The organism is Shewanella sedimentimangrovi, assembly GCF_017354965.1.
In the GTDB taxonomy this organism is placed as follows: Bacteria; Pseudomonadota; Gammaproteobacteria; order Enterobacterales; family Shewanellaceae; genus Shewanella; species Shewanella cyperi.
Window position 1 is genome coordinate 1386630 of sequence record NZ_CP071502.1, and the last position, 22234, is coordinate 1408863.

At 56.3% G+C, this 22234-nt stretch carries 17 protein-coding genes and 1 pseudogene; 4 read left to right on the plus strand and 14 right to left on the minus strand.

The genetic code is table 11. The features are described from left to right. The first annotated feature begins 212 nt into the window (after positions 1 to 212). Entirely contained in the window at positions 213 to 2981 is a 2769-nt protein-coding gene (locus tag JYB85_RS05820; protein ID WP_207381441.1) for a M9 family metallopeptidase, read from the plus strand. Positions 2982 to 3069: 88 nt separating this feature from the next. Here the strand turns inward: JYB85_RS05820 and JYB85_RS05825 are convergent, their stop codons facing one another. From JYB85_RS05825 to JYB85_RS05845, 5 genes are all read right to left on the minus strand, one after another. Then, on the minus strand, positions 3070 to 3708 hold the full coding sequence (locus JYB85_RS05825; RefSeq protein WP_207381442.1) for a DUF6058 family natural product biosynthesis protein: 639 nt from the start codon (positions 3706 to 3708) through the stop codon (positions 3070 to 3072). Between the two features lie 51 nt (positions 3709 to 3759). Next, the gene (locus tag JYB85_RS05830; RefSeq protein WP_324032869.1) at positions 3760 to 4170 is read right to left on the minus strand and encodes a GNAT family N-acetyltransferase; all 411 of its coding nucleotides are present in this window, start codon (positions 4168 to 4170) and stop codon (positions 3760 to 3762) included. A gap of 286 nt (positions 4171 to 4456) precedes the next feature. Continuing rightward, positions 4457 to 4948, minus strand: coding sequence for a glutaredoxin family protein (locus JYB85_RS05835; RefSeq protein WP_207381443.1), 492 nt, complete (start codon positions 4946 to 4948; stop codon positions 4457 to 4459). A 286-nt stretch (positions 4949 to 5234) separates the two neighbouring features. Further along, positions 5235 to 5843: a hypothetical protein gene (locus tag JYB85_RS05840; RefSeq protein WP_207381444.1), complete on the minus strand. Its 609-nt coding sequence runs from the start codon at positions 5841 to 5843 to the stop codon at positions 5235 to 5237. Between the two features lie 95 nt (positions 5844 to 5938). After that, on the minus strand, positions 5939 to 7165 hold the full coding sequence (locus JYB85_RS05845) for a serine hydrolase domain-containing protein (protein WP_207381445.1): 1227 nt from the start codon (positions 7163 to 7165) through the stop codon (positions 5939 to 5941). Between the two features lie 104 nt (positions 7166 to 7269). Between JYB85_RS05845 and JYB85_RS05850 the strand changes: the two are divergent. Continuing rightward, a pseudogene (locus tag JYB85_RS05850) lies at positions 7270 to 7644 on the plus strand (IS4 family transposase); the annotation flags it as partial. A 76-nt stretch (positions 7645 to 7720) separates the two neighbouring features. Here JYB85_RS05850 and JYB85_RS05855 read toward each other — a convergent pair. The 9 genes from JYB85_RS05855 to JYB85_RS05895 form a co-directional block, all read right to left on the minus strand. Beyond that, complete coding sequence (locus JYB85_RS05855) at positions 7721 to 8800, minus strand: DUF5694 domain-containing protein (protein ID WP_207381446.1); 1080 nt, start codon at positions 8798 to 8800, stop codon at positions 7721 to 7723. Between the two features lie 664 nt (positions 8801 to 9464). Beyond that, on the minus strand, positions 9465 to 10121 hold the full coding sequence (locus JYB85_RS05860; protein WP_207322455.1) for a CoA transferase subunit B: 657 nt from the start codon (positions 10119 to 10121) through the stop codon (positions 9465 to 9467). Between the two features lie 11 nt (positions 10122 to 10132). Continuing rightward, entirely contained in the window at positions 10133 to 10834 is a 702-nt protein-coding gene (locus JYB85_RS05865) for a CoA transferase subunit A (protein WP_207322456.1), read from the minus strand. A gap of 93 nt (positions 10835 to 10927) precedes the next feature. Beyond that, positions 10928 to 11818, minus strand: a complete 891-nt coding sequence (locus JYB85_RS05870) for a hydroxymethylglutaryl-CoA lyase (protein ID WP_207381447.1) — start codon at positions 11816 to 11818, stop codon at positions 10928 to 10930. Between the two features lies 1 nt (position 11819). Beyond that, a complete protein-coding gene (locus tag JYB85_RS05875; RefSeq protein WP_207381448.1) occupies positions 11820 to 13814 on the minus strand; it encodes an acetyl/propionyl/methylcrotonyl-CoA carboxylase subunit alpha in 1995 nt (664 codons plus the stop codon). Between the two features lie 23 nt (positions 13815 to 13837). Further along, a complete protein-coding gene (locus tag JYB85_RS05880) occupies positions 13838 to 14671 on the minus strand; it encodes an enoyl-CoA hydratase-related protein (protein ID WP_207381449.1) in 834 nt (277 codons plus the stop codon). A 10-nt stretch (positions 14672 to 14681) separates the two neighbouring features. Continuing rightward, positions 14682 to 16289, minus strand: coding sequence for a carboxyl transferase domain-containing protein (locus tag JYB85_RS05885; RefSeq protein ID WP_207325777.1), 1608 nt, complete (start codon positions 16287 to 16289; stop codon positions 14682 to 14684). A 146-nt stretch (positions 16290 to 16435) separates the two neighbouring features. Next, positions 16436 to 17605: an isovaleryl-CoA dehydrogenase gene (locus tag JYB85_RS05890; RefSeq protein WP_207322461.1), complete on the minus strand. Its 1170-nt coding sequence runs from the start codon at positions 17603 to 17605 to the stop codon at positions 16436 to 16438. A 57-nt stretch (positions 17606 to 17662) separates the two neighbouring features. Next, a complete protein-coding gene (locus JYB85_RS05895; RefSeq protein WP_207322462.1) occupies positions 17663 to 18070 on the minus strand; it encodes a MerR family transcriptional regulator in 408 nt (135 codons plus the stop codon). 365 nt (positions 18071 to 18435) lie between these two features. Here JYB85_RS05895 and JYB85_RS05900 point away from each other — a divergent pair, with 365 nt between their 5' ends. Both JYB85_RS05900 and gndA read left to right on the plus strand, forming a co-directional pair. After that, positions 18436 to 20331 carry a propionyl-CoA synthetase gene (locus JYB85_RS05900; RefSeq protein ID WP_407695887.1) on the plus strand — a complete coding sequence of 632 codons (1896 nt, stop codon included), beginning with the start codon at positions 18436 to 18438 and terminating at the stop codon, positions 20329 to 20331. Between the two features lie 316 nt (positions 20332 to 20647). Further along, complete coding sequence (gndA, locus tag JYB85_RS05905) at positions 20648 to 22168, plus strand: NADP-dependent phosphogluconate dehydrogenase (protein WP_207381451.1); 1521 nt, start codon at positions 20648 to 20650, stop codon at positions 22166 to 22168. Positions 22169 to 22234 lie beyond the last annotated feature (66 nt).

Consider the following 22234-nt stretch of genomic DNA (forward strand, 5'->3'; position numbering starts at 1 on the left):
TAAGTCAGAAAATCGATGTCGGCCGTGATCCCGGTTTTACTCTCGCTGACGATGGGATCCAGGCCACAAAATTCCATGGTCAAAGTGACAGTGGTGTAGAAAAAGTACACTAAAGAGGGGTGTTTTATATTGTATAAAATATGCTAATTTCGCCAGCGGATGCCGCAGTATCGCTCCAGTCTTCAATAACAAACCTAAAACAGGACTGATCCATGAACAGATTGCGAACCAAACGCGCGCCCCTGACGCTGCTCTGTACCTTGTTGCCTGGCATGGCCATGGCAGACGGACTGAACCCCGGTCATCCGACCCGGGATCAGCTTGCGTCCAAGGCACAGGTGCTGCCGGTTGAGGCCGCACCCAACGCAACAACCACTACCCTGAAACAACAACTCCATTCACACAAACCGACCGATAAGCTGGCAAACAGGCAGCCCGACTCCGGCGCGGCCAGGCAGCCTGCTCAGCAGCAACTGACCACGGCCGCCGGCGCGTGCAGTGCTGCTGAGATAGCGCCGCTTACGGGCACGGCCCTGACCGACGCCCTGTTGGCGGCGGACTTGTCCTGCGTGAACGCCTTTTTCAACGCGGGCACAGATTATGCCCAGGCGCTGTTCAACGAGGCGGACATGGTCAGCGTCAGCAACCGCCTGGCCCAGATGGCACCTGCCTATACCGGTGTCGATGATGGCCACCTGCTGAATCTCATTACCTACCTGCGCGCGGGATACTTTGTGCAGTGGGGGCTGGTGGATGAGGTGGGCGCCTATGGCGCGGCACTCGACAGCGCCAGCCTGGCGGCCTTGCAGCAGTTTTTTGCTAACCCCCACGCCTTCGATATCAGCTCCGCCAACGGCGATGTCTTGTCCGAGGCGGTGATTTTGATAGACAGCGCCCATCAAATTTCCCACTTCCTCGATGTGGCCGAGCGCTTGCTGCAACAGTTTGACAGCAGTTACCTCAACTACGGCTCCATGCGCAGCGCCACCAACGCCGCCTATGGCCTGCTGTACAAGGGCCAGTGGGACAGCAACTATGTCACCACCCTGGAGGCCAGGCTGTCGCTGCTCGATACCCTGGATAACTTCATCAAGGACAACGGCTTCCTTATCGACAGCGGCAATGATTACCTAATCAACAACGCCGCCTATGAGCTGGGGCGTATGCTGATGTATCCCGGCGCCATCAAGGACAAGGCCAAACCCATGGTCCAGTCGATTCTGCAGCGCTACAGCATGTCTGGGCAGGGCAGTGGTATCTGGCTTGCGGCCGCGGAAATGGCCGATTACTACGATAATTGCGCCGACTATGGTGTCTGCGGTTATCAGGATCAACTGCAGGCCCAGATCCTCAGCATTCACTACACCTGCTCTCCAACCCTGAAGATCCGTGCCCAGGCCATGAGTACGGTTGAGCTGGCAGATTCCTGTGGCCAGCTGTCGGCCCAGGAAACGGACTTCCATCAGAAGCTGGCCACCGCCGACGTGCCGGTGGCGGACGATCTCAACACGGATCTGGAAGTGGTGGTGTTTGATGATTACAGCAACTACAGCAAGTATGCCGGGGTGTTCTTTGGCATAGGCACCAACAACGGTGGTATGTATCTGGAAGGCAATCCGGCGGATCCCGATAATCAGGCGCGTTTTATTGCCCACGAGGCCAGCTGGCTACCGGAATTTGAGGTGTGGAACCTGCGCCACGAGTATGTCCACTACCTCGACGGCCGCTTCAACATGCACGGCGACTTCTCCGAGACCATGATGTACGGCTCGGCCCACGAAGAAAGCACCGTCTGGTGGGTGGAAGGTCTGGCCGAGTATATCTCCCAGGGCGATGACAACCAGAAGGCCATAGACATAGGCCGCGCCAACAACTACGCCCTGAGCACCCTCTTCGGCAACAACTACAGCAGTGGTACCGACAGGGTTTACCGCGGTGGCTACCTTGCGGTGCGTTACATGTTCGAGCGCCATCGCAACGACGTGGATGCCATGCTGGGCTTTTTCCGGGCCGGCAACTATGACGCCTATGCCAACCTGATGACAGCCATAGGCAGCAGCTACGACGCCGACTTTGCCCAGTGGCTGGCCGATGTCACCACAAGCATCAGCGACAGGGACGGCGACGGTGTAGCCGACGGCGACGATGCCTTCCCCGATGACGCGACCGAGTGGCTGGATAGCGACCATGACGGCATAGGCAACAATGCCGACACCGACGATGACAACGATGGCGTGCTTGACAGTGACGATCTCGACCCGCTGGACCCCAATGTCGGTGGCGCCGGAAGTTGTAGCACTGCCGCCTGTGACCCCAATGTGGCGACCATGACCGCGGGCATAGCCAAGCAGGGCATCTCCTCGACCTACGCGGCCTACTTCTCCATCTGGGTTCCGGCCGGCACCAGTACCCTGCGCTTCACCGGCGCTGGTGGCTCGGGCAATGCCGATCTTTATGTTGCCGCCGGCCGTTACCCCAGCCGCAGCGACTTTGATGCCCGTTCAACTCAAAGTGGCAATAACGAGATTGTGTTCATCAACGCCCCTGCGACAGGTGGCTACTATTATGTGTCCCTGTTCACCGACAGCGGCTTTGCCGACATGACGCTGCTGGCAGAGTTTGATGTAAGCCAAAGTGGCGGCAGCATACCCGCTGATGCGGCCGATCCCGCCCAGCAGACCCTGTACAACGGCATCGCCAAGGCCGGTATAGCTTCTGACAGCGCCCGCTATTACTCCATCTGGGTGCCTTCGGGAGCAACCAACCTGAATATTGCCATCTCCGGCGGTACAGGGGATGCCGATCTGTACGTGCGCTTTGGTGACTGGCCAACGGAGTCCGTCTGGGACGCCAGGCCCTACGTGGGCGGTAATAACGAGACAGCCACTCTGGCAGCACCGCAAACCGGCGGCTACTACTACATCATGCTCAAGGCGTTCCAGCCCTTCAGCGATGTCACCCTGCTGGCGACCCATGACTGAGTCAGCTCGTTAGCCCGTTGAAAAGCCAATAAAAAAGGCAGGCCAATGGCCTGCCTTTTTTATGACTTGAACAGCTTGTAACGAGTCTTTAACCCGCCTTGAGTTGGTATTTGCGGCGGACCTCGTTGATCAGTTGCTCACGCGAACTCCGCTGACGTTCATGGGGCGCAAAGGCTGAACTTGCCCTGTCCAGCAGATCCACGGCCCGCGCCAATTGCGCCAGCTCGGTATCTGTAAGCGCGTCTCGACTAAACAACTCATTGATCCGGATAACGGCCAACTCCTTGGTGGCGATATCTTCCGGTAGTCCCGAGCGGGTGCATAATCCATAGGTGCCGGTAAGAAAGCTTTGCCATTCCTTGTCTATGTGGGCAGGAAGCTCTTCATTCACTCGCGGATCGTCACTGGCAAAACCCTCTGTCTTTAACTGCGCCAGTTTGGCCGTGTAACGGCTGGAGAAGGCCTGATAAACGGCCGGGCTGTCGTCATTGGCCTTAAGCATGCCCAGCCAAGAGGCGTATCCCTTGGCGTAATATTCCAGGCTTTCACTTTGCTGATGCTGGCCGAAAAAAGAGTCGCAATTGAGGTTCAGTTCCAGGCGGTATGATGCCTTGGGCATCAAGAGCCCGTCCTGAAACCGGCGTAACTCAGCTTCCGATACCTGGGTAGTTTCCAGCAGTTGCTGCAAGGTCAGAAACTGGTTATTGAGATAATCGAGCAGTTCCATTTTTACTCCTGTAAATGAGCTGGTGAATCATGGGGCAGAGCGACAATAGGCTCAGCGATACTTACTCAATAAATTGTTTTTCACAGCTGGCCATTCGCCAGCTGTGATGGAATAGACCACGGTATCACGCAAGGAGCCGTCCGGCATTATGGTGTGGTTGCGTAATATACCGTCCTGTTTGGCACCCATTATTTCAATGGCCGCCCGGGACGCGCCATTGAAATAATGGGTTCTGAACTCGGCGGCAATGGCGTTGGACTGCTCAAACAACTTACCGAGCAGCAAGAGTTTACATTCGGTGTTCACCGGGGTCCGCTTCGCTGCATCGGCATACCAGGTATAGCCAATCATGGCCCGGCGATTGGCAGCATCGACATTGTAATAGCGAGTAGTACCCGCAATTGTGTCAGTGGATTTTACCCTGACCGCGTAGGCCACATTGCCGGCCTCGGCGTCTTTCATTGCCTGGTTCACGTACTCCGGCATTTGCTCAGGCTTTGGCAAGTTGGCAAACCACAACTTCCAGGCTTCGCCACCGCCCGCTGCAGCGGTTCAATATGTCCCTGATGCAAGGGCTCGAGGGTGACATATTGCCCCTCAAGGGCTTCATTGGTGATCCACATATATTTCCTTATTTTCTACCTATGATCGATCATCTTCTTCCAAATCTGGGGAATAAGATTACATCACGTCGTAGCCCTGCAGTGCTGAAAATGAGGCTGATTAATTTAACCAGATATTGGATTGGTTAGCGGTTATAGCGTCGCTCAAATCCCTTAATGCTAAATCCCTGCATTTTCTCATTGTCTCCGATGAGAATTAATGGGTATCCGGCGCCGCCGAGTTGTTTGAATTCGCGCATTCTACGAGGAGACGCTTCTACATCATATTCAGTATATTTGATACCACTGGCAGCAAAATATTTTCTGGCCTTTTCACAATAAGGACACCAGGAAGTGGCATACATAATAACCCGCTTTACTTCAGGTGGTTTGACGTCTTCGCTCGCTTGGGAAGGGCGTTGAGCGGGCTTTTGGGCTGTGACAACACTGCTTTGATTAATGTCAGCGACCTTGGGCTCTTCTACATTCGGCGGTTGGTCACCATAGTGCACCACACCCTTATCATCAGTCCATTTATAAACCTCGGCCTTGAGACAAACCAAAGGTGCGGAAAGCAAAACGACCGTGAACACGTAGAGCAAAAATTTAGCTGAGTAGATTAACCTTCCTAACTTCATTTATTGTTCTTCCTATTAAATATGAAGTGATGCTCTTTGAATGAATCAATTCAAAAAATGAAAAGAGGGTGTCAATATTTTCAAACGTGAGTGCTGGCTTTAATATATGTAGTCAGTTGCATTCTTATTGCTAGAATTTTATTGATTGAATATGCTGCCTAATTTTGTAGCAAACATATGGTTCCATGCAATTGCAGTACTTATTAGTATTTACAAGACTCATAACGTTTGTCGAGAGTGACCGCCCACAAGCGCAGCTTGTGGGCGGTCACTCTCGACAGAATTGTTAGGTGGCTGGAACAAACGATGCTCCGTCAAACTGGAAAAGACGAATGCTGCCTAAGTGCAGGTAGCGGCCGGAGTTGAACGTATCCCACAGACTCTCAGCTCCGCGAACCTTTTCAGGGGACGGCCAGAACCCAAAGAACCATTCGGAACCAGGATCCTCCTCACGCACGAGCCGCGCAGCTAGATCAAGCCTTTCTGTGACGAAACCATCTGCCGCTGCCGCCAATGCTTGATTGAGCCCCTGCAAGTAGATTTTCGTCGTAGCCTTTACGTGTAGCAGTTTTCCAAAGTCCCAAGAAAACGATTGCATTGCCGTAGAGCTTTCGCACTCCATTGCTATGTGAACTCGACGTACACAACCAATGTCGTCTATATCAGCGACCACTGCATCAAGAAGCCATTCGCCGGGGACGCGATGGACGGACTCATTTTGAAATCCGATATGAAAAAGCTTTGCCTCGGCCGGCAGAAGCGCTGGAAGCCGCTTGCCGACCTCGCTACAAAAGCGGCTCGACCTGAGTGCATTGCTTGCACCGCCCTCTGGTTTCCAATGTATAGAAAACGACAGTGCCTGCTCCAACAGTTTTTGTAGTTGATGCGCGTTCACATTATCTTCCGAATGAGGCATATAACGCCTTTAGTATGGACCGAAGCTGCGAAGCAGCGGAGGTCCAGCCTGAAAGGCGAGCATGCTTAAACTTGTTAGGTGCAACTTAATTCATTTGTTGTTTTTCTAGTGTCGAAGAATTGATTCGCGATTTCATCAGTAAATTCAATCGGCTGCGATCCAAGTAGATTGGTCAGTACGATAATTGAAACGTTTTTTTCGGGATAAATGACCATAGTGGATGCATTCCCCCCGCTAGAACTTACTGCCGGGTCTTTTTCGCGTGCCAAAACTTGCCATCCTGCAGCATAGCCATTTTCCAATGAACTGAATCCGGCGGTCTTGCCGTTAGCTAGTACGGCAGGCTGCCACATTTGCATCTTCGCTGATGGCGTCAAAATTTGGCCTGACTGTAACGCGATTAAAAAATGCGCCAGCTCGTTGGCGGTTGATTTCATTCCCGCAGCCGCCCACAACAATGGAGAATAATTTATCTCTAATGACTGATATCCAGAACCATTGGATATGTATTGCTTGGCAACTGCCGTAGGAGTGCTACCAGATTCTGTAAAGCTATTCGCTTTCGTGATAGGCATTGTCGAGGTGAGACCTTGCGCCAGAAACTTTTCAAACGAGTCACCATTGTATTTCTCGACTAATTTTTTAAGTATCACATAGCCAGTTTGATTGTATTGAAATCTCTCATTAGGCACAGACTGCATTGGGAGAGTTTGAACTGTCTGCCATGCAGAACCATCATCACCTGCGCCCACAAGTTCAGTGAGGGGACCTTTTATTATCTCTGGTAGTCCAGATGTGTGACTGAGAATTTGCTGAACTGTCAGCTGCTTCCATTCTTGTGGAAGATCAGGGAAATGGATGCCTAGCTGATCATCCAGCTGCAATTTGCCTTGTTCGACTAATTGCATAATTGCCACGCCTGTAAATGCCTTCGTCATGGAATAAATTGAAAACGCCGTTGTTTTCGAAACTTTGGTATTCGCCTCAACATCCGCCTGTCCGTACTCAGCGCTCTTAACGATACAGTTATCCTTAATTACCACGAGTTGCAGCCCTGGAATGTTTCTCTGAGACATTATTCGATAAACAATATCGTCAGTTTCATCGGCTTGCGTTGACGCTGAAACAATCGCTAAAGCACATAGTGCCGGAAAATAATTTTTAAACTTCACTTTCAAGTGCATTTCCTTTTTTCTAAAAAAATTGCAATCTTTCAGCGTAAAGCCAACAGCACCTAACGCTGTTTTAACCTGCGTTTTGGGTGGCGCGGAGCTTGCGAATGCAAGATCCGTGACGCCCAAATCTAGGGAATCCCCAGATAATTTCCTGTATATTCAATTTGGTAGACACGCATGGTGCTGTTTGAACTAATCAATTTCGCCAAAAACCTACCAGATCCAACACCATGCGTGATGTCCACATCTTACACGATTTACTCAGAAAGCAATGCCCACAAATTCATCAAAAACGGCTTAATTCTCTGATGGTTGCCACAGAAGCGCTGCTTGACGGCAACCAATTGTCACTGACTCAGCTGGGGCGCAATATGTCAGGTTCTGTGGCGCCAAAACACAACATCAAACGGATAGACAGGCTATTGGGCAATTCGCATCTTGCCATTGATAAATTCGCAATTTATCAATGGCATGCCAAGTTGATTTGTTCAGCCAATCCCATGCCCATCATTCTGGTTGATTGGTCTGATGTCCGTGAACAACTCAGGATGATGACACTGCGGGCCTCGGTCAGTGTGCGGGGCCGTGCCGTGACCTTGTATGAGCCCTTAGCGCGTCAATGCGGCCGGTGCACGAATGCTGGAGCAAGTCATCGCCATGTGACTCCCAGAACTGCCTTGATTACTTCGCTTTTGCCAGGGCAAGATCGTTAAACTGAACGAGGTTAACGCCTATCATGTTGGATAAGTACTGCTCCAAAAATACTTTATGATTTGAACCAACAACGATAACCACTCTTTCCCCTACGTGATCTGCCACTACCCGCATGATATTTGAGGCCATATTCAGGTTTCTGACTTCCCACAAAGCGATTCTGGCAGCTCCTGCGGCGGGATCCAGATCCTTGTCAACAAACAGGCTCCATTCTTTGTCAATGACTTCGGCCTTATATGCATTACTGTTATACCAGGTAAAAAGCGGCAGCCAATCACCTGTCTGTGATGCCTGCTTTTTCAAGGTCTCGGGTTTTTTAATGTAGTCGCTATTGCCCAGCTCGGCGGCGTATTTGGATGTTTCGTAGGACGGCATCAGTTTTTCAACGACGCCCTGATACATGTCTTTGTCCAGATGATCATCAATGGGATAAAGGCGGTTTAGCTTAAGCTTCAACGCCAAGGCGCTGGCAATCACGTTGACTTCATTGTTGTTTGAGGTTGTTTTATTAAGGTAGTCCCTTAGCTCAGGATCTATTGCGTCAGTTGCTGTGCTCTCACCCAGGTATTTCCATTGAAGAGCCGCAGTATCTCTGCTAAATCCGGCAATGGCGAATCTGATGATATCTACCCTTTGGCTATCTGTCGGCTCGGGTTCTGCCAGCAGCTTATTCAATTTGCCAATGGCCTCTGTGGTGGTGACCTTCAGCTTATCTTGCTCTTTTTGAGCCAGGGAGATGAGCTTTTCTCCAACGAAGGTCTTTAGAACGTCCTGGTAGTTCTCTTGCCCCGCTATCATGGTGGCAATGTCCTGCGGCCTTAACGACTCAACCGCAATGGCGGTCGGTTGATACTGCTCCAACCGTTGTAAGACAGGTGCCAATGGCCCCGAACTCAAATCTTCCTTAATGCCGGCAAGATGTGCGGTTCCAAACACCATGACATCGGTTTTATTTTTGACTCTGGCATCCAAGCCGGCTATTTCGCCGGTCGCAAATGCAGAGCCTGATATGAGAACAAGTGCACTAAGGGTTAAGGTTTTAAGCATGGTTATTTCCTCCTGAAAAATAATGCGTCACAGCGTTATATGTCTTTTCTCTTGGTGTTGTTTGAGTCTTATTGCGATGCTTTAAGCGCAATAAACAAGTGACATCAAAAGGCTTCTTGTTTATTGGAACCAAAGTGGAACATTGAACCCTAGGGTTTAATAGAACGGCAAGCGCTGAACTCTGTCTTAATTGTCTTTGATTTATTAGCCAGTGATAAAAAATAGAGCGCCCATTACCTAAGGTTGCAGTATTTGCTCCGACACAAATTCATCTACTCACTGCCAATTGTGTCGCCAACCGGCGCAGTCATAGCACAAAGGCCACGGCTACCGCAGGACGCCTTTGGTTGCAAATGGCATCTAAGCTATTTAAAACAATTCGTTAAGGCTTTTCTTTGGCGGATTTCATTACCGTTAAGGTGGCGTGGATAAAGCGGGGCAAAAAGTGCCTTCCCTGAGTTGTTATCCTTGGCCTGGGCCTTTTCGTTTCCGTCAGTATGACAACCGAAACAACGTGTGAAAGATTACCTAAATAACAGTCGCTTAACAAGTTTTAACTGGCTGAAACAACTGGTCCTGAGTGGATAAAAAAACACCCGCGATTGCGGGTGTTGTCAAAGTGCTTGCAAGCGCCTTATGTGAAAGCGCCTTGTGTGAACACGTCTTAGAAGGTCATTTCTGGCACGTGCTCGGGCACTATCAGCTTGCCGGCGGTCTTGGCGACGATTTCCTCAACGCTGACGCCGGGAGCGCGCTCCAGCAAGTGGAAGGCGCCGTCTTTGATTTCGATAAAGGCGAGGTCGGTCAGTACCCGCTTGATGCAGCCAAAGCCGGTCAGCGGCAGTTCGCATTTGGGCAGCAGCTTGGAGTTGCCGTACTTATCGGCGTGCATCATGGTGACAATAATGTTGTCGGCACCGGCCACCAGATCCATGGCGCCGCCCATACCCTTGACCAGCTTGCCGGGGATCATCCAGGAGGCGATGGAGCCTTCCACGTCCACCTCGAAGGCGCCCAGCACGGTCAGATCCACATGACCGCCACGGATCATGGCGAAGCTCTCGGCGCTGGAGAAGAAGGACGCGCCCTTGACGGCGGTGACGGTTTGTTTGCCGGCGTTGATAAGGTCCGGATCTATGGTGGCCTCGGTGGGGAATTCACCCATGCCCAGCAGGCCGTTTTCCGATTGCAGCATCACCTGCATGCCCTCGGGAATATAGTTGGCCACCAGGGTCGGGATACCAATGCCGAGGTTGACGTAATAGCCGTCTTTAAGCTCTTTGGCGACGCGCTGGGCCAGTTGTTCTCTTGAAAGTGCCATGGCGTTCTCCCTTATGCCTGCTTCACTGTGCGCTGTTCGATGCGCTTCTCGAAGGTACCCTTGATGATGCGGTGCACATAAATGCCCGGGGTGTGGATGTGGTCGGGATCCAGCTCGCCGGGCTCCACAATTTCTTCCACTTCCACCACTGTGATCTTACCGGCGGTGGCCATCATGGGGTTGAAGTTGGCGGCGGTCTTGCGGAACACCAGGTTGCCCATGGTGTCGGCCTTCCAGGCACGGATCAGCGCAAAATCGGCGGTCAGGGATTCTTCCAGTACATAGTGACGGCCCTTGATCTCGCGGGTTTCCTTGCCTTCGGCCACAGGGGTACCGTAGCCGGTAGCGGTGAAAAAGGCGGGGATCCCGGCGCCGCCGGCACGGATCTTCTCGGCCAGGGTGCCCTGGGGGGTCAGGATCACGTTCAGTTCGCCGCTCAGCATCTGCTTTTCAAAGGTGGCATTCTCACCCACGTAGGAAGCGATCATTGTGCTTATCTGCTTGTTTTGCAGCAGCAGACCCAGGCCGAAGTCATCGACACCGGCGTTGTTGGAGATGGCGGTCAGGCCCTTGACGCCCATCTGCACCATCTTGTTGATCAGGCCCTCGGGAATGCCGCAGAGGCCAAAGCCACCGACCATGATGGTCATGTCATCTGTGAGGCCCGCCAGGGCCTGGTCGTAGCTGTCGACGACCTTGTAGAGTCCTGCCATTGTTGTTTCCTTCTGTTTGGCTTATCTGGCGGTGGCGCTGTGCCACCACCGCCGCTTATTGATTTTTTTTTTCTAATAACTGGTAGTGCCGGGTTAGCCCAAGGCGCGGGCAACCTTGGAGCCGCTGGTCCGGCCCAGCGCCTGGCTGATGGCATTGCCGGCCGCCGCCAAACGCTTGAGATCCACGCCGGTGTCTATGCCCATGCCGTGCAGCATGTAGACCAGATCTTCGCTGGCCAGATTACCCGAGGCGCCCTTGGCATAGGGACAGCCGCCGAGACCGGCCACCGAGGTATCAATCACGCTGATACCGGTTTCCAGGCAGGCGAGAATATTCGCCAGCGCCTGACCATAGGTGTCGTGGAAATGCAGCGCCAGCTTGTCCTCCGGCACCCTGGCGGCCACGGCTTCGACCATTTTACGGGCCTTAAGCGGCGTGCCAACGCCTATGGTGTCACCGAGGGAGATTTCGTAACAGCCCAGTTTGTACAGAATTTCAGACACCCGCACCACTTCGCTTACGGCAATCTCACCATCATAGGGGCAACCGAGCACGCAGGACACGTAGCCACGCACCGGCAGATTGTGCGCTTTTGCCTTTTCCATCAGCGGGATAAAGCGTTCGATGGACTCCTCTATGGAGCAGTTGATGTTCTTCTGGCTGAAGCCCTCTGAGGCGGCAGCAAAAATAGCCACTTCGGAGGCGCCGGCGTCAAGGGCCAGTTCCAGACCCTTGAGATTGGGGGTCAGGGCGCTGTAGCGCACCCCGTCCAGCCTTTGAATGCCTTTCAGTACCTCGGCGGAATCCGCCATCTGTGGCACCCACTTGGGGGACACGAAGCTGGCGGCCTCGATGCGCTTGATGCCGGCATGGGCGAGATCCTGCACCAGGGCTATCTTGGCCTCGGTGCTGACGCTCTTTTCATTTTGCAGGCCGTCGCGGGGGCCCACTTCAAACAGGCTGACGCTCTTTGGCAGGGCCATATCAAGCCTCCTCGGTGAGTGACAGCAGTAGGCTGCCGTCGCTCACCAGTTCGCCGGGGGCGAAGAAGAACTCGCTTACCACACCGTCGAAGGGCGCTTCTATGGTGTATTCCATCTTCATGGCTTCCATCACCAGCAGGCCCTGACCGGCGCTGACCTTGTCACCGACGGCCACCAGATGGGCCACCACTGTGCCGTTCATCGGCGCCTTGAGCTTGTCCTCTGAACTGGCGGACTCTTCCAGCACCTGGCCCTGCACTTCGCGGAAGTGGTAGCTGCCGCTGGGCAGGAACAGGGTCAGGCCGTCGGCGTCGGCATTGAAGCCGACCTTGCTGCGATGACCGTTGACCTCGGCCAGCAGCTGATCGCCTGAGAGGCTGCCGGATAGCACCAGTTCGCTTTCACCCAAAGGCAGGCGGAAGCTGTCGCCGTCCTGGGTTACCAGGGCGTGGCGGGTTTGATGCTCGTCGTCAATCAGGCTCACAGAATGGCTGCGCAGGCTGTTGAGGCGGAAACCGCCGAGGCTGGCCCAGGGGCTGTAGGGATCCTGATTGCCTTGTTGCACCACCTGACGGCTGGCGCGCAGCAAGAGTTGCAGCAGCACGGCCAGGCTGAAGGCGGTGTCGCTGTCGTCGCGGCTGCCGCCGATCAGCGCCTCACCGTAGCGGCCGATAAAGTCGGTGCTGAAGTCGGCGGAAGCGAATGCCGGATGCTCGGCGATATTGCTCAGGAATTCGATGTTGTGCTTGAGGCCGCTGATGCGGTAGCTCTCCAGCGCTCCCAGCAGGCGTGACAGTGCCCGCGAGCGGTTTTCATCCCAAACGATAAGCTTGGCAATCATTGGATCATAAAAGTTGGAGATCACATCGTTCTCGCGCACGCCCGAGTCGATGCGCACATGGCGGCTATGCTCGGGTTCGCGCAGGAAGGTGAGCTTGCCGCTGGCGGGCAGGAACTCGTTGTTGGGATCTTCGGCGTAGATGCGTACCTCGAAGGAGTGACCGACAATCTGCACTTCGGATTGATGGAGGGGCAGGGCGCCGCCGCTGGCGACGATAAGCTGCCACTTAACCAGGTCCTGGCCGGTCACCATCTCGGTCACAGGGTGTTCCACCTGCAGACGGGTGTTCATCTCCATAAAGTAGAAGCTGCCGTCCTTATCCAAAAGGAACTCAACTGTGCCGGCGCCGACATAATCGATGGCCTTGGCTGCGGCCACGGCGGCCTCACCCATTTGCTTGCGTAGGGTATCCGACAGGCCGGGGGCCGGGGCTTCCTCCACCACCTTCTGGTGGCGGCGCTGAATGGAGCAGTCACGGTCGGACAGGTAAATGGCATTGCCCTGAGTATCGGCAAACACCTGCACTTCCACGTGGCGTGGCTGGCGCAGATAGCGCTCCATCAGCAGCTTGTCGTTGCCGAAGCTGGAGGCGGCCTCACGGCGGGCCGAGTCGATATTGGCCTGAATTTCGGCCTCGGACTCGACTATGCGCATGCCCTTACCGCCGCCACCGTAGGCGGCCTTGATCAGCAGCGGAAAACCTATGGCCTTGGCTTGGGCCACCAGGGTGGCATTGCTTTGATCGTCACCGTGGTAACCGGGCACCAAAGGCACACCGGCCTTTTCCATGATGAGCTTGGCGGCACTCTTGCTGCCCATGGCGTCGATGGCGTCGGAGCCCGGGCCCACAAAGGCAATGCCCTTGGCTTCACACAGGCGGGCAAAGTCGGCGTTTTCCGACAGGAAGCCGTAGCCGGGGTGGATGGCTTGGGCACCGGCCTTGAGGGCGATATCCACTATCAGCTCGCCGCGCAGGTAGGACTGGGCCGGGGCGCTTTCGCCCAGGTAGAAGGATTCGTCGGCCATGGCCACATGGCGGGCGTCACGGTCGGCATCGGAATAAACGGCCACGGTCTTGATGCCCATGTCCCTGGCGGTACGGATGATCCGGCAGGCAATTTCACCGCGGTTGGCAATTAACAGCTTGGTAAACATTCAGTTGGCTCCATTCACCGCGATTATCCGCGCGTCTTGTCTTTGTCCGCCACCCACGCCGGGGCACGCTTGTCGAAGAAGGCGTTCAGACCTTCTTGGCCTTCGTCACTGACCCGGATACGGGCGATGCGCTCGCTGGTGTAGTCGCGGGTGTGCTCGTCGATAACGCCGCTTTGCAGGCGGGTCAACAGGGTCTTGCACCAGGCCATACCCTGGGGGCTGTTGGCCTTGAGCGCCGCTATGATGGGCGCGGCGGCAGCCTCGAGATCCTCGGCCAGTTCACTCACCACCTGCAGCTCCAATGCCTTGACGGCATCGAAACGCTCTGCGGTCAGCATGTAGCGGCGGCTGGCACGGTTGCCCATGGCGCGCACCACATAGGGGCTGATGACGGCGGGAATAAGACCCAGCTTCACCTCTGACAGGCAGAAACTGGCTGCCGGGGTGGCGAGGGCGATATCGCAGCAGCAGATAAGGCCGAGGGCGCCACCGTAGGCGGCACCGCCCACCAGGGCGATGGACGGCTTGGGGAAGCGGTCGAGGGTGTCCATCAGGTTCGCCAGTTCGCGGGCATCCTTGAGGTTGTCCTCAAAGTCCATGGCGGCCTGCTTGCGCATCCAGTTGAGATCGGCACCGGCGGAGAAGTGCTTGCCGGCGCTTTTCAGTACCATCAGGGCGCAGTCGCGCTCGTGGGCGAAGGCGTTGATGGCCTGGGTCATCTCGCTGATCATCAGCTCGTCGAAGGCGTTGTGCACCTCGGGACGATTGAGGATCAGGTAGCCGACGCCGTCTTTGAGTTCGCAGCGTACCGTGCTGAAGGAGGCCGACAGGGCCTCGATGGAAATCAGTTCAGTCATGGCCGTCTCCTTACATGCGGAACACGCCAAAGCGTGTGTCCTCTATGGGGGCGTTGAGGGCGGCCGACAGGGCCAGGCCCACCACATCGCGGGTCTGGGCCGGGTCGATAATGCCGTCGTCCCACAAACGGGCGCTGGCATGGTAGGGGTGACCTTCCTTGTCGTACTGGGCAATGATAGGCGCCTTGAAGGCGGCTTCCTGCTCGGCGGTCATGGTTTCCCCCTTGCGGGCCAGACCGTCCTTGCGCACTGTTGCCAGCACGCCGGCGGCCTGCTCACCACCCATCACGGAAATGCGGGCATTGGGCCACATCCACATCATGGTGGGGTCAAAGGCGCGGCCGCACATGCCGTAGTTACCGGCACCGTAGCTGCCGCCGATGATGACGGTGAACTTGGGCACAGTGGCACAGGACACCGCGGTCACCATCTTGGCACCGTGCTTGGCTATGCCCTCATGCTCGTACTTCTTGCCCACCATAAAGCCTGTGATGTTTTGCAGGAACAGCAGCGGGATCTTGCGCTGGCAACACAGTTCAATGAAGTGGGCGCCTTTCTGGGCCGATTCGGAGAACAGGATGCCGTTGTTGGCCACAATGCCGACCGGATAGCCGTGGATGCGGGCAAAACCGCACACCAAAGTGGCACCGTAGTTGGCCTTGAATTCGTCGAAGTCCGAGTCGTCCACTATGCGGGCTATGACTTCCTTGACGTCGAAGGGCTTTTTCAGATCCGTGCCGACTATGCCGTACAGCTCGTTAATGTCGTACTTGGGTGGCTTGACCGGCGATAGCATCAGCTCAATCTGCTTCTTGTGATTGAGGCGCTCCACGGCGCGGCGGGCCAGCTCCAGGGCGTGCTCGTCGTTCTGGGCCAGGTGATCGGCCACACCGCTTATCTTGGTGTGCACATCACCACCGCCAAGCTCCTCGGCGCTGACCTCTTCACCCGTGGCAGCTTTAACCAGCGGTGGTCCGGCAAGGAAGATGGTGCCCTGTTCGCGCACTATGATGGACTCATCGGCCATGGCGGGCACATAGGCGCCCCCCGCGGTACACAGGCCCATCACCACGGCGATTTGGGGGATACCCTTGGCCGACATGCGTGCCTGGTTGAAGAAGATACGGCCGAAATGGTCACGGTCGGGAAACACTTCATCCTGACGTGGTAGGTTGGCACCGCCCGAGTCCACCAGGTAGATGCAGGGCAGGTGACAGCGCTCGGCAATGGCCTGGGCCCGCAGGTGTTTCTTGACCGTGATGGGGTAGTAGGTACCGCCTTTCACCGTGGCATCGTTACAGATGATCATGCACTCGACGCCGCTGACCCGGCCAATGCCGGCAATGATACCGGCGGCGGGCACGTCTTCGTCATAAACGTCGAAGGCGGCGAACTGGCTCAGCTCCAGGAAGGGCGAGCCCGGGTCGAGCAGCTTGTCGACGCGGGCGCGGGGCGCCAGCTTGCCGCGGGACAGGTGACGTTCCATAGCGACGGCACCGCCGCCTTCGGCGATCTTGTGCAGCTTTTGCTGCAGATCTGCTACCAGATCGGCCATCGCCTGTTGTTTAAGTTTGAATTCATCGCTGCGTGGATTCACGCGGGTACCGAGTTGGCTCACTGTGGGTATCCTTTTCTGGCAACTGACTGTTGGCCTGTGACGCTTCTCTTTGAAAGAGCGGCTGTCGGAGTGTGCAGGCCATGGTCGCTTATGCCCGCCGGGCGGCGGGCCATAGCAATCGGGCCCCGCAGGGCCCGTTCCCTCGCTTATTTGGTCTCGTTGAACAGCTCGCGGCCGATCAGCATACGGCGGATCTCCGAGGTGCCGGCGCCAATTTCGTATAGCTTGGCGTCGCGCAGCAGGCGGCCGGTGGCGTATTCGTTGACATAACCGTTGCCGCCCAGCAGCTGGATGGCGTCCAGTGCCATCTTGGTTGCCAGCTCGGCGCTGTAGAGTATGGCACCGGCGGCGTCTTTACGGGTGGTTTCGCCGCGATCGCAGGCGCGGGCCACGTTGTAGACATAGGCCTTGGCAGCGTTCATGCCTGTGTACATGTCGGCCAGCTTGCCCTGGATCAGTTGGAACTCACCTATGGACTTGCCGAACTGCACCCGCTCGTGCACGTAGGGCAGTACTATGTCCATACAGGCGTTCATAATGCCCAGTGGGCCACCGGACAGCACCACGCGCTCATAGTCCAGGCCGCTCATCAGCACCTTGACGCCCTGGTTCAGGCCGCCGAGGATGTTTTCTTCCGGTACTTCACAGTCTTCAAACACCAGTTCACAGGTGTTGGAGCCGCGCATGCCGAGCTTGTCCAGCTTCTGGGCCTGGGAGAAACCCTTGAAGCCGCGCTCAACGATAAAGGCGGTGATGCCGTGTGGACCCTTGTCCAGCTCGGTCTTGGCGTAGATCACATAGGTGTGGGCATCTGGGCCGTTGGTGATCCACATCTTGTTTCCGTTGAGTATGTAGCGGTCGCCTTCCTTGCGGGCGTGCAGCTTCATGGAGACCACGTCGGAGCCGGCATTGGGCTCGCTCATGGCCAGGGCACCAATGTGCTCACCGCTGATCAGCTTGGGCAGGTACTTGGCCTTCTGGGCCTCGTTGCCGTTGCGGTTGATCTGGTTGACGCACAGGTTGGAGTGCGCGCCGTAGGACAGGCCGATGGAGGCCGAGGCGCGGGAGATTTCTTCCATGGCCACCACGTGGGCCAGGTAGCCCATGTTGACGCCACCGAACTCTTCGCTGACCGTGATGCCCAGCAGGCCCATGTCCCCCAGTACGGGCCACAGCTCGTTGGGGAAGGCGTTGTCGTGGTCTACCTTGGCGGCAATGGGCGCAATTTCGGCTTGGGCGAACTGGTATACTGCGTCGCGCAGCATATCCACGTCTTCACCGAGACCAAAATTAAGGCTAGAGTACAGTTGGCTCATGGCTTGTGTCCTGTCTGTGTAGTCGGTTGATTCTGATTATTATTGGTATTTATGGGTTCAGGCCTTGGCCTTGCCACCGTCTTCCAGGGCGGCACGGCATTGGGTTTCGGCCGAGGTCAATTCCATCAGCACCACCTTGATGTCATCCATCTGCTGTTGCAGTGCGGCCTTTTTCTCATCGATGAGATCCAGCATGGTGTGCAACTGAGAGGTGCTGCTCTTGTCGGCGTCGTAGAGTTCAAACAGGCGACGGGTCTCGGCCAGCGAGAAGCCCAGGCGCTTGCCGCGCAGAATAAGCTTGAGTCTGACCCTGTCCTTCAGGCTGTAAATGCGGGTCTGGCCGCGACGTTTGGGTTTCAGCAGACCCTGATCCTCATAAAAGCGGATGCTGCGGGTAGTGATATCAAACTCTTTTGACAGATCACTGATGGAATAACTGGTTTGTTGACTCTGGTTTGCGCTCATCTGGACACCGGTTTCTCTGGTTTTCTTGCAAGATATATGAAGTTTACGTAAAGGTAAAGCAAGTGGTCAAATCCCCTATGGCACGCTGTCAATAGAGCTTGCCAGTTATTGTCTGTTTACCGGCGCGCCCTCGGTATTTCATCTCTGAAACGGCTGAAAAATAGGCTTTGGTCTAATGGGGTTTTTCGCATCCCGGGACAATAATGGCTTAAAAACTGACAGTGGTAGAAAGCGGCATGAGTGGCCCGCGGCGGCAGTTTGGCTGTCGTTACAGGTTCAGGCACCGCGTTACAGGAGTTCAGACAATGACAGATACACAAGCACAGGCACACACAACAAGTCCAATCCTGGATCCGGCCGAGGCAATGCGGACCGAGGCCAGCGAACAGCCGCAGACGTATTGGCGCGCTGCCGCCGAATTGCTCCATTGGGACAGCTTCCCAACCCAGATCCTCGATGACAGCCGCTCGCCGCTGTATTCCTGGTACACAGATGGCGCCTTGAACAGCTGTTATAACGCCATCGATCGCCATGTTGAGGCGGGACGCGGTGAGCAAACCGCCATCCATTACGTCAGCCCGGTCACCGAGACCGCCTACAGCATCAGCTACAACGAGCTGCTCGCTCAGGTAAAACGCCTGGCGGGCTATCTGGTCAGCCAGGGCGTCCGGCGCGGTGACCGGGTGGTTATCTACATGCCCATGGTGCCGGAAACTGCCTATGCCATGCTGGCCTGCGCCCGCATTGGCGCCATACATTCAGTGGTGTTCGGTGGTTTTGCCGCCAATGAGCTGGCCAGCCGCATCAATGACGCTAAACCCGTTATGGTGCTGTCGGCCTCCTGCGGCATCGAGCCCTCCGGCGTTGTGGCCTATAAGCCCTTGCTGGACTCGGCCTTGGCCCAGGCCAGTCATAAGGTGGCCAAGTGCCTTATCCTGCAGCGTCCCCAGTATCAGGCCGAGTTGCAGCCCGGCCGCGATGCCGACTGGCAACAGGCAATGCAAACTGCGCCCGATGCGGATTGCGTCAGCGTCAAGGCCACAGATCCGCTCTACATTCTTTACACATCAGGGACCACGGGCCAGCCCAAGGGCGTGGTGCGTGACAACGGTGGCCACGCGGTGGCGCTCGCCTGGTCGATGAAACACATTTACGACATCGAGGCCGGCGACATCTTCTGGGCCGCCTCCGACGTGGGCTGGGTGGTGGGCCATTCCTATATTGTCTATGGCCCGCTGCTGGTGGGTGCCACCACCCTGATGTATGAGGGCAAGCCCGTGGGTACCCCGGATGCCGCCGCTTTCTGGCGCACCATTGCCAAATATAAGGTGAAGAGCTTCTTCACCGCGCCGACGGCCATACGTGCCATCAAACGCGAAGATCCCGATGGCCTGCTGCTGCGTGGCGTGGATTTGGGCTGTCTCAAGCAAATGTTTCTTGCCGGTGAGCGTTGCGATCCCGACACCCTGATCTGGGCCCAGCAGCAGCTTGGCAAACCCGTGATAGATCACTGGTGGCAGACCGAAACCGGTTGGCCCGTGGCCTGCAACCTGATGGGGGTGGCCCAGTTGCCAATCAAGCCCGGTTCCCCCGCACGCCCCGTGCCCGGCTATCAGGTGCAGGTGCTCGACGAGTCCGGCAAGCAGGTGGCCGCCGGTGATTACGGCAATGTGGTGATCAAGTTGCCGCTGCCGCCCGGTGCCCTGCCGACCCTGTGGCAAAATGACCAGCGTTATATCGACAGCTACCTGTCCATGTATCCCGGCTACTACCTGACCGGGGACGCAGGTTACATGGATGAGGACGGTTATCTGTACATCATGAGCCGCATCGACGATGTGATTAATGTCGCCGGCCACAGGCTGTCCACCGGTCGCTTCGAAGAGGTGTTGTGCCAGCATCCGGCGGTGGCCGAGGCCGCTGTGATAGGTGTCGAGGACAAACTCAAGGGCCAGGTGCCCCTGGGGCTGGTGGTGCTGAAAAATGGCGTTACCCTGGGCGATGATGAACTCAGGCAACAGTTGGTGGCCCTGGTGCGCAGTGAAATTGGCCCGGTGGCGGCATTTCGGCTGGTGAGCGCCATCCCCAAGCTGCCCAAGACCCGCTCCGGTAAGATTTTGCGCGCCACCATGCGCAAGATTGCCGACAACCAGGCCTATACGGTACCCGCCACCATTGAAGATCCCGCCACCCTGGAGCTGGTACGCCATGTGCTCGGCAAACTGGGCTATGCCGATTCCCAGGTGAAAGAGCACAGGTAAAAGAGCACAGCTGATTTTCTCAGCCTTCCTCCTGGTGCCGCCGCCCGAATTCAGTCCCGGGTCGGCGGCACTTTTTTATCCTCTGCGCGGCTGCAAACTTGCCGCCAACAACAGCTGTTTTGCCGACGTCTCTGCCGGGTTGTGAGATCCGGCTTCGCTGCTTAGGCTTAAATGTCGGTGTGCATGGCAGCCAATTCAAACGTATGCAAGATAACGGTTTGCTGGTAATTAACTTACATTGGCACGTATAATCGCCGCCAACTATAAAGGTGCCCGTTTGAGCGGGCGCCGTCTCTGTGACCCGTGGAATAGAACAATGCAACAGCACGCAGCTCTCGCAGACATTGGGGTTATCGGCCTCGGTGTCATGGGCAAGAACCTTGCCCTCAACATAGTCGACAATGGTTACCGTGTGGCCGCCTTTGACCTGGACCAGGCCAAGGTTGAGGCCGCTGTTTCCCAGGCCGCCACCGAAGTGCCGGGTCGCGCCCAAGTCCTTGTTGGTTGTAATAATATTACCGAATTGTTGGCAAGTCTCAGCAAGCCCAGGCTGCTGCTCTTGTCGGTGCCCGCCGGCAGTCCGGTGGACGGTGTCTGTGACGCCCTGCTGCAGGCCGGCATAGAGGCCGATGACATAGTCATAGACACGGGCAACAGCCTGTGGACAGATACAGTTGCCCGTGAACGCCATTATCAAGGCAAGCTGGTATTTTTCAGCTCGGCGGTCTCCGGCGGTGAAGTGGGCGCCCGTTTCGGTCCTTCCCTGATGCCGAGCGGCAGCGAGGCCGCCTGGCAACGCCTGGCTCCCATCTGGCGCGCCATTGCCGCCAAGGTGGACCCGCAAACCGGTCTGCCCCTGGTGCGCCTTGAGCCCGGTAACCCGGTGCGTGAAGGTGAGCCCTGCGCCGCCTACATTGGCCCCGCCGGTGCCGGCCACTACGTGAAGATGGTGCATAACGGTATCGAGTATGCCGACATGCAGCTCATTTGCGAGGCCTACCAGTTGCTGAGCCAGGTGCTGGGCCTCAGTGCCACCGAAGTGGCCGATATCTTCCAGCGCTGGAACCAGGGCAAGCTCAACAGTTACCTGATGGAGATCAGCGCCGAAGTGCTGCGCCAGCAGGATCCCCTGAGCGGCAAACCCCTGGTGGAAATGATCCTCGACAAGGCGGGTCAGAAGGGCACTGGCCTGTGGACAGCTGTTTCCAGTTTGCAGGTGGGATGCCCGGCGCCGACCATAGCCGAGGCGGTTTATGCCCGCGCCCTGTCGAACCAGAAGCCGCTGCGCCAGACTCTGGCGACCCGCCTCAAGGGAGCAGAGCCCATGGGACAGGTGGAGGCCGAAGCCTTTATCGCGGATCTGGAACAGGCCCTGTATTGCGCCAAGATTTGCTGTTACGCCCAGGGCTTCCAGTTGATGGCCATGCACGCCAAAGAGCAGGGCTGGACCCTGGATTTCCGCGCCATCGCCAGCATCTGGCGCGCCGGCTGCATCATACGCGCCACCTTCCTGCAATCCATCATGTCGGCCTTTGAGGCCGAGCCGCAGCTGAGCAATCTGCTGCTGGATGAGCGTTTTGCCTCGGCACTGAACCAGTCGCAACAGGCCTGGCGTCGCCTGGTGTCCGGTGCCGTGCTCGCCGGAGTACCGGCACCCTGCATCACCTCGGCACTGGCCTATTACGATGGCTACCGCTGTGAAACCTTGCCGGCGAACCTGTTGCAGGGCCAGCGGGATTACTTCGGTGCCCACAGCTTTGAGCGCACCGATACCCCGGCGGGGGAGAAATATCACCTCAACTGGAGCAGCCCCAAGCGTGAGTTGGTAAAACTCTGACGGCAAAAAGGTTGAACAAGAAAAAAGGCTTCCCCCGGGGAAGCCTTTTTTGTGTTGCCCTGCTTA